The following is a 7,684-nucleotide window of genomic DNA, read 5'->3' as shown; positions in this document are numbered from 1 at the left end:
GGGCTCATAACCCGAAGGTCGTCGGTTCAAATCCGGCTCCCGCAACCACATTACAGTTAGACGTTGGTCACTGCCTTACAGTAAGCACTTAGCTTCTTAGCAGATAAGATGAACGGTTAGCTTATGCGATACTAGCTCAGTTGGTAGAGCGCAACCTTGCCAAGGTTGAGGTCATCGGTTCGAACCCGATGTATCGCTCCAATTTATCTCTAAGCCCTGAGTTTTGAGATAGACCTACACTATTAGGTCACGCTCTTTCTTTAATGCTGCGAAGCATAATCCCCCAAAATAAACAATTAATCCTCCTTTTCGGTGGATATTTTTGCGTCTCAAATATGAATTAGCAAATGGAATGCTAGTAACTATCAGATCTATATAATGGAATCTGAGGTTTACTCGCACCTGTAAACAGACTTATCCACAAAACCCTATGTGTGGATAAGTTAGTTGATAAACTTGTTTCAGTGCAGATTCTTATTGTCTATAGAAAAGATCTTTTTTTAATATTTGTTTTTTGAAAAACGCCAATAATATATAAGTAGTTGTTTTTATTGGCTTCTACTGTCGAGCCCCTATTTTACCTTTCGAGTTTAAAGATCGTTAAGCTCTTGTTTTTTGATCTTAGTCATTTATTAGGAATGTGTTTAACTTTCACGATATGCTTCAATCCCACCAACTTATTAAATCTTTTCCACATTATTGAATTTGAGAACAATATCAAACATTGCAGCATAAATTTGTGCAGGAAAGTGATGTCATTAAGTGTGCAATCATTATTAATTCTTGCTGAGTTGTGATGAACAATAGCGGTGTATAAAGGTAGGGAGGTTATGCGTCTCTTGGTAGCCCTTTTTCAACAATACGAATCAGTCTTTGTTTTTTGCTTGCTATCTTACTTGTACCAGTAGGTAACTGCTGAGACTGTTGCTCTAATGCCCATAAAATATGAACATCTAATAATTCACTTTTTCCTAAGTTGCCTTCTAAAGTATCGACGATTCGCTGCTGGTAAGGAGCGTTCCCCATTGCGATGAACAAATTACGAAGCCATTGTTGGTGCCCAATACGTCGAATCGCAGAGCCTTCCATCTTTTTCAGGAATGTTGTTTCGTCCCAGCTTGCGAGTTGAACAAGATCTGAGTCTTGAAAATCTTCTCTACGGTGGAAGTCTTTTTGGATGCTAACTTCAGCGTGTCTATTCCAAGGGCAAACTAGCTGGCAGTCATCGCAGCCATAAATTCTGTTACCTATAGGTTTTCTGAATTCCTCAGGAATAACACCATCGAATTCAATTGTCAGGTATGAGATGCACTTTCGAGCATCAACGATACCTTCTTCGATAATTGCTCCTGTCGGGCATGAAGTGATGCAAGCTGTGCACTTCCCACATTCATCAACACTCGGTGTGTCTACAGGTAATGGGATATTAACGAGTAGCTCTCCAAGGAAGAACCAAGAACCGGATTCTTTATCTAGAATTAAGGAATGTTTACCCGTCCAACCTAGTCCTGCCTTTTGCGCGAGTGGGCGCTCTAATATCGGAGCAGAATCGACAAAAGGTCGGTAATCTAAACCTTCCACTTCTTGCTCGATTTTTTGCCCAAGCTTTTTAAGCTGATTACGAACGAGTTTATGGTAATCGCGGCCAAGAGCATAACGGCTGATATAGGCTTGAGTAGTATCATTTAAATTAGAAGCGAACTGAGCTTCAGGAGGAAGATAATCCATTCGAGCACTGATTACTCGGACGGTTCCTGGGTGAAGTTCATCAGGGCGTGCTCTCATCATTCCATGGCGTGCCATCCAATCCATTTCACCATGGTAGCCTTTGTCTAACCAATCTTGCAGTGCTGCTTCGTGTTCGCTTAAGTCTATATCGCAGATCCCTACTTTTTGGAATCCGAGTTCTTTAGCCCAAACTTTTATTTGTTCTGCAAGTTGGTCAAGGTTCATGTTGTCAGCTCTGTTTTTATGAGGTCAAACAAAAAATGGGGGCGGATCTTAACGGATCTTGAAGAAATTAACCAGAACTCGCGTACTTTCTTGCTTATTTTTCATATAACTTACATTTGAGATCTTGTCTCTCAAAAGCAACACGGTTTACTATTCTTGTTCATTTGATTTTTATATAGTCAACGATCGATATTTAGAGAATTTATTCATGAGCACGAAACAATTTATTTTGAAAGATGAGCAAGCAACGATTCAATTAGGCACCAGTCTTTCAAATCTATGCTCACAGCAAACGACTATTTATTTGCATGGCGATCTTGGTGCGGGGAAAACGACATTCAGCCGCGGTTTTGTAAGAGCACTTGGTCATCAAGGGAATGTAAAAAGCCCGACTTACACTTTAGTTGAACCATATCAGTTGGCTGATTGGCAGGTTTATCATTTCGACTTGTACCGACTTGCCGATCCTGAAGAGTTAGAATTTATGGGTATTCGTGATTATTTTACTCCTGATGCTATTTGCTTAGTGGAATGGCCTGAAAAAGGAGTCGGTATGTTACCTGAAGCTGATATGGATATTGATATTCGCTACCAAGATGATCACCGTATTGTTTCTTTAACCGCTAATAATGAATATGGGCAGCGCTTGCTTGGTCAGTTGGAGTTAAATTGATTTTTAGGCATCTTTTATCTGCAGTGATAACGGTTATCACTGCATTTACATTTTTTATCTCCCCTCCTATTCTTGCTAACGCACTTGAAGGGTTGAGGGTATGGCCTTCACCGGAAGAGACTCGAGTTGTGATTGATCTGAAGGCGGAAGCCGATTTCAGTTATTTCACTTTGAGTAGCCCAAGCCGTTTAGTTGTTGATCTTAAAAAAACGACCCTAAAAAGTAAGCTTCCTATTACGGTGAAAGACAGCCCTGTCTTAAGCAAAGTACGCAAAAGTTCTCCTCCAGAAAAAAGTACTTACCGTTTAGTCTTTGAATTAAAGAAAGCCTCTAAGGCTGAGTTATTTAAGCTTAAGCCGACCCCTGGTGGTCAGTATGGGCATCGTTTAGTTATCGATTTCCCACATGGGGCTAAAAGCTCCTCGACTAAGTCTGCGGCTTCAAATACTAAACCTGCGGTAAGTAAGAGCATTACTCAAGTTCCACGCAAGCAAGATATTTTGATTGTTATCGACCCTGGTCATGGTGGTGAAGACCCTGGCTCTATTGGTCCTTCTCGCAAGTATGAGAAAAACGCGACATTGAGTATTTCTAAAAAGCTGGCGGCTAACTTAAATGCGGTTCCTGGCATTAAAACTCGTTTAACACGAAATTCTGATTACTTTGTTAACTTAAATCGACGGGTTGCTATTGCTCGTGAAAATGAGGCACATCTGCTTATCTCTATTCACGCCGATGCTTTTACTACTCCACAACCTCGTGGTGGATCTGTATTTGTACTTAATACGCGACGAGCGAATACGGAAATTTCACGCTGGATTGAAAATAAAGAAAAGCAGTCTGAATTATTGGGTGGTAGTGGTGCGGCATTTACAGGGAATATTGCAGATAAAAATGTAAACCAAACTTTGCTTGATCTTCAGTTTAGTCATTCGCAAAAAGAAGGTTATAAACTGGCAAAAGAGATTTTGTCGGAGATGGGTAAAGTCGCGAAACTGCATAATTCAAAGCCGATCAATACAAGTTTAGCGGTCTTGAGATCTCCTCAAATTCCGTCAGTATTGGTTGAAACGGGGTTTATATCTAACCCTACAGAAGAGAAGTTGCTTTTCCAGCGTTCGCATCAAGACAAACTTGCTCGCTCTATTGCACAAGCTGTTGTGAAGTATTTAAAGGCGAATCCACCTGAAGGCACCATCCTCTCAGGCTCCTCTTCAAAGCAAACTTCCCATAAAGTCAGTCGTGGAGAATCTCTATCGGTTATTGCTAAAAAATACGGAACTTCTACACAAGCCATAATGAAATCCAATGGCTTGAAATCAAGTAGCCTAGCGATTGGTCAAGTACTTAAAATTCCTGGAGTCGCAGATTCTTTAGTAGTGCCTAAAATGACAAACTCAGTTGAGACTAAAACGGTGACTCATGTTGTTAAAGCTGGTGAGTATTTAGGTAAGATTGCGAGTAAATATAAAGTATCAGTTGCATCGATTAAGCGTGAAAACCGCCTGAAATCAGAAACACTTAAAGTTGGACAAAAACTCAAAGTGACCGTGAGTTTGAAAGATATTCCGCTGCGTAGGCATAAAGTCGCACGAGGGGAGTTCTTAGGTAAGATCGCATCCAAATACGGGGTGAGTGTGAATAGCATTCGACAAGCCAACAAGTTGCGTTCGGATGAACTCGCAATCGGGCAAGTACTGATAATTCCGCATAAGTAATTGCTGGATTCAGAATAAAAGATGAAGTTATGACGATAAAGATATTGCCTGCCCGTTTGGCAAACCAAATTGCAGCGGGTGAGGTGGTAGAGAGACCGGCTTCGGTAGTAAAGGAACTGGTTGAAAATAGCTTGGATTCAGGGGCAACACGAATCGATATTGATATCGAGAAAGGTGGCTCTAAAATGATCCGTGTCCGAGATAATGGCAAAGGGATCGTGAAAGGTGAACTCGCGCTAGCTTTGAGTCGACATGCGACATCTAAAATTCATACTCTGGATGATCTAGAAGCCATTGTGAGCTTGGGCTTTCGTGGTGAAGCTCTTGCCAGTATTAGCTCTGTCGCTCGCCTGACTATGACCTCTAGACCGGCCACTCAAGATCAAGCATGGTCTGCTTACAGCGAAGGTCGTGATATGCAGGTGAAATTACAACCAGCAGCACATCCAATCGGAACATCTGTTGAAGTACTCGATCTTTTCTTCAACACGCCAGCAAGACGTAAATTTCTAAGAACCGAGAAAACAGAGTTCACTCATATTGATGAGCTTCTTAAACGCATTGCTCTAAGCCGCTTTGATGTGACGATTAACTTACGTCATAACGGAAAAATGATTCGTCAGTACCGAGCAGCTAAAACCGAGATTCAAGCTGAAAAGCGCATATCAGCAGTATGTGGGAACTCTTTCGTGCGTCACATGCTTAGAATTGAGCTTGATCACCAAGGGCTGAAATTGCATGGTTGGATAACCACGCCAGACGGAGCAAGACAGCAAAGCGATCTGCAATACTGCTATGTGAACGGTCGTATGATGCGTGACAAGCTGATCAATCATGCTATTCGCCAAAGTTATGAAAACAGCTTGCGCCCTGACCAATTTGCTACGTATGTACTCTTTATTGAAATCGATCCCCATCAAGTTGATGTGAATGTGCATCCTGCAAAGCATGAGGTTCGCTTCCATCAAGCTCGTCTTGTGCATGATTTTATTTATCAAGCTTTAAGTGATGGGCTTGCTCAAACCAAGCTGATCGATGCAGTACCTATGAGGGAGTCTGCTTTTCATCAAGAAGTGCCAGCAATGCCTCATGCTGAAGTTGTCGACTCTGATAATGCTGACTCCTCCGTTCCTGAACGAGTGTTGCAGGCTATAGAGCAAACACCATCTTATCCTCGAAAAGTTGAATCTGAATCTCAAGTTGCTAATGAGGTTCAAGACCAGCCAAGTCATTACTCCCAAACCGCTTCAACTCCAAATCAAAGGGAAGGAGTGGTGGAGCGCCAAGATTGGATTGAATCAAGACCAGCGCCAAGAAAAGAGAAAGAGCCGCCACAACGATATGGTGAACCCGCACCTTCGAAGCGAGAGGTTAAAGCGTATAAAGAGCTTTTAAATACATCGAATGTGGAGTATTCCTCAGATACTTACACTAAGTCTTACGAACCGAGAAAAGAGAAAATCCCGGCTTCAATTGATGCACCAGACTCACCGAGAAACGTTGATAGGCAAGATAGTCGTAAAAATACCGAGACTTCTCTGATTTCAGAGCGAGATAATTCTCATAAAGTGGCGGATAGCTCGAAGTCTGTATCAAATGTGATACAACCAATAACAGAGTTAGGAAAAGCGGTTTCAGTTGTTGAAAGGCAATACCTTGTCATGGGCGGGAAATATGGCTGTGTTCTACTGTCATTAGCTAAAGCAGAACTACTGAGAATAATAGGGCAACTTGATACTCAGCAAGCCCCATTAAAGAGTCAGCCATTACTTGTCCCTTTGTCTTTGAAGGTTGAACCTGAGCTTATGCAAACCTCGCAGACTTTTGGTCCGATGTTATTACAATTAGGTATAGAGCTTAAGGCGAGAAATAAAGAAGCCATTATGGTGATGGGCGTACCATCTCCGTTAAGGCAGCAAAACTTACAAACTTTGATCCCAGATCTGTTATCGTACGCGGCTTCAATAAATGTAGCAGATAGCAATAATATAGCTGATAGAGCAGTAGTAGATAGTGCGATGTCTTTATTGGTTCATTGGATCGCATTTCAAACGACTCAAGTAAAAAGCGACTACACTTTATCAGAAGCGATTCAACTAGTTGGGGAACTTGAACAACTGTGGCATGGTCTACTTCCGTTAGATGACCCAGAGTTTGTGAAACCTATAGACTTTTCAGCGACTGTCGCTGCATTTTTATCTCACTAGCACTGCCTTTATTTTATTCGCATTATAATTTCGTCTTTGACGAGGGTGTTAGATAAACCGATTTTTAATAGTAGAAACAAATAATCATGACTCAAAAATTACCTTTAGCGCTGTTTTTAATGGGCCCTACTGCATCAGGAAAGACTGACTTGGCTATTCGTTTACGCCAAAAATTCCCAGTGGAAATCATTAGCGTAGATTCAGCTCTGATCTATAAAGGTATGGATATCGGTACAGCAAAGCCAGATGAAAACGAACTTGCACAAGCCCCTCATCGGTTAATCGACATTTTAGACCCAAAAGAAGCCTACTCCGCGGCAGACTTTCGTCGTGATGCTTTAAAGGAAATGAATGAGATTGTAGCAGCAGGAAAAATTCCGTTGCTGGTTGGCGGGACTATGTTGTACTACAAAGCTCTATTAGAAGGGCTCTCACCATTGCCAGCTGCCGATCAAGATATTCGCCAGCAAATAGAAACTGAAGCGGCTGAGAAAGGCTGGGTTGCGCTGCACGAAGAATTAAAAAAGATAGATCCAGTTGCGGGTGACCGAATTCACCCCAACGATCCGCAGAGATTATCAAGAGCATTGGAAGTTTATCGAATTTCAGGTAAAACTCTAACTGAACTTACTCAAGTAAAAGGTGAAAGCCTGCCCTTTCGTGTTAAGCAATTTGCGATAGCACCGAAGGAAAGAGCTGAACTACACCGTCGTATTGAACTTCGTTTTGAAAAGATGGTGGAAGCAGGATTTGAAGATGAAATGAAAGCGTTATACGCTAGAGAAGATCTTCACCCGGATCTCCCTTCTGTTCGATGCGTAGGTTATCGACAAATGTGGGATTATTTAGACGGGAACTGTAGTTTAGACGAAGCGATTTTTCGTGGTGTCTGCGCAACTCGTCAATTGGCCAAGCGACAAATAACCTGGCTACGTAGCTGGGACAATTTAACTTGGTTAGATAGTGAAAACATTGAACAAGCATTAGAAACTCTATCAGATGCAATAGCGCATGATGAGTAATGCTGTGTATAATGTGATCGCTTTTTCGTGAATAAACTCTGGAAAGGATCCGTTATTGAGACTTTTAAACTTGCAGTCTTTCAATAACAACGGAGTTTTTTATTCATTTAG

At 41.7% G+C, this 7,684-nt stretch carries 5 protein-coding genes and 1 tRNA gene; 5 read left to right on the top strand and 1 reads right to left on the bottom strand.

Features of this window, described 5'->3' with window-relative positions; genetic code table 11:
* Positions 1–125: 125 nt before the first annotated feature.
* A tRNA-Gly gene (locus tag F0226_RS20250) sits at positions 126–201 on the top strand.
* A gap of 627 nt (positions 202–828) precedes the next feature.
* Here F0226_RS20250 and queG read toward each other — a convergent pair.
* Positions 829–1,953: a tRNA epoxyqueuosine(34) reductase QueG gene (gene queG, locus F0226_RS20245; RefSeq protein ID WP_171737330.1), complete on the bottom strand. Its 1,125-nt coding sequence runs from the start codon at positions 1,951–1,953 to the stop codon at positions 829–831.
* 208 nt (positions 1,954–2,161) lie between these two features.
* Here queG and tsaE point away from each other — a divergent pair, with 208 nt between their 5' ends.
* The 4 genes from tsaE (at position 2,162) to miaA (ending at position 7,573) form a co-directional block, all read left to right on the top strand.
* Positions 2,162–2,626 carry a tRNA (adenosine(37)-N6)-threonylcarbamoyltransferase complex ATPase subunit type 1 TsaE gene (gene tsaE, locus F0226_RS20240; RefSeq protein WP_171737329.1) on the top strand — a complete coding sequence of 155 codons (465 nt, stop codon included), beginning with the start codon at positions 2,162–2,164 and terminating at the stop codon, positions 2,624–2,626.
* A 23-nt stretch (positions 2,627–2,649) separates the two neighbouring features.
* A complete protein-coding gene (locus F0226_RS20235; protein WP_345776539.1) occupies positions 2,650–4,344 on the top strand; it encodes an N-acetylmuramoyl-L-alanine amidase in 1,695 nt (564 codons plus the stop codon).
* A 29-nt stretch (positions 4,345–4,373) separates the two neighbouring features.
* Positions 4,374–6,551, top strand: a complete 2,178-nt coding sequence (gene mutL / locus F0226_RS20230; RefSeq protein ID WP_171737327.1) for a DNA mismatch repair endonuclease MutL — start codon at positions 4,374–4,376, stop codon at positions 6,549–6,551.
* Between the two features lie 86 nt (positions 6,552–6,637).
* Positions 6,638–7,573 carry a tRNA (adenosine(37)-N6)-dimethylallyltransferase MiaA gene (gene miaA / locus F0226_RS20225; RefSeq protein WP_171737326.1) on the top strand — a complete coding sequence of 312 codons (936 nt, stop codon included), beginning with the start codon at positions 6,638–6,640 and terminating at the stop codon, positions 7,571–7,573.
* Positions 7,574–7,684: the final 111 nt, after the last annotated feature.

The sequence above is a fragment of the Vibrio sp. 99-70-13A1 genome (assembly GCF_013114625.1).
In the GTDB taxonomy this organism is placed as follows: domain Bacteria; phylum Pseudomonadota; class Gammaproteobacteria; order Enterobacterales; family Vibrionaceae; genus Vibrio.
This window is presented reverse-complemented; position numbering and strand designations above follow the sequence as displayed.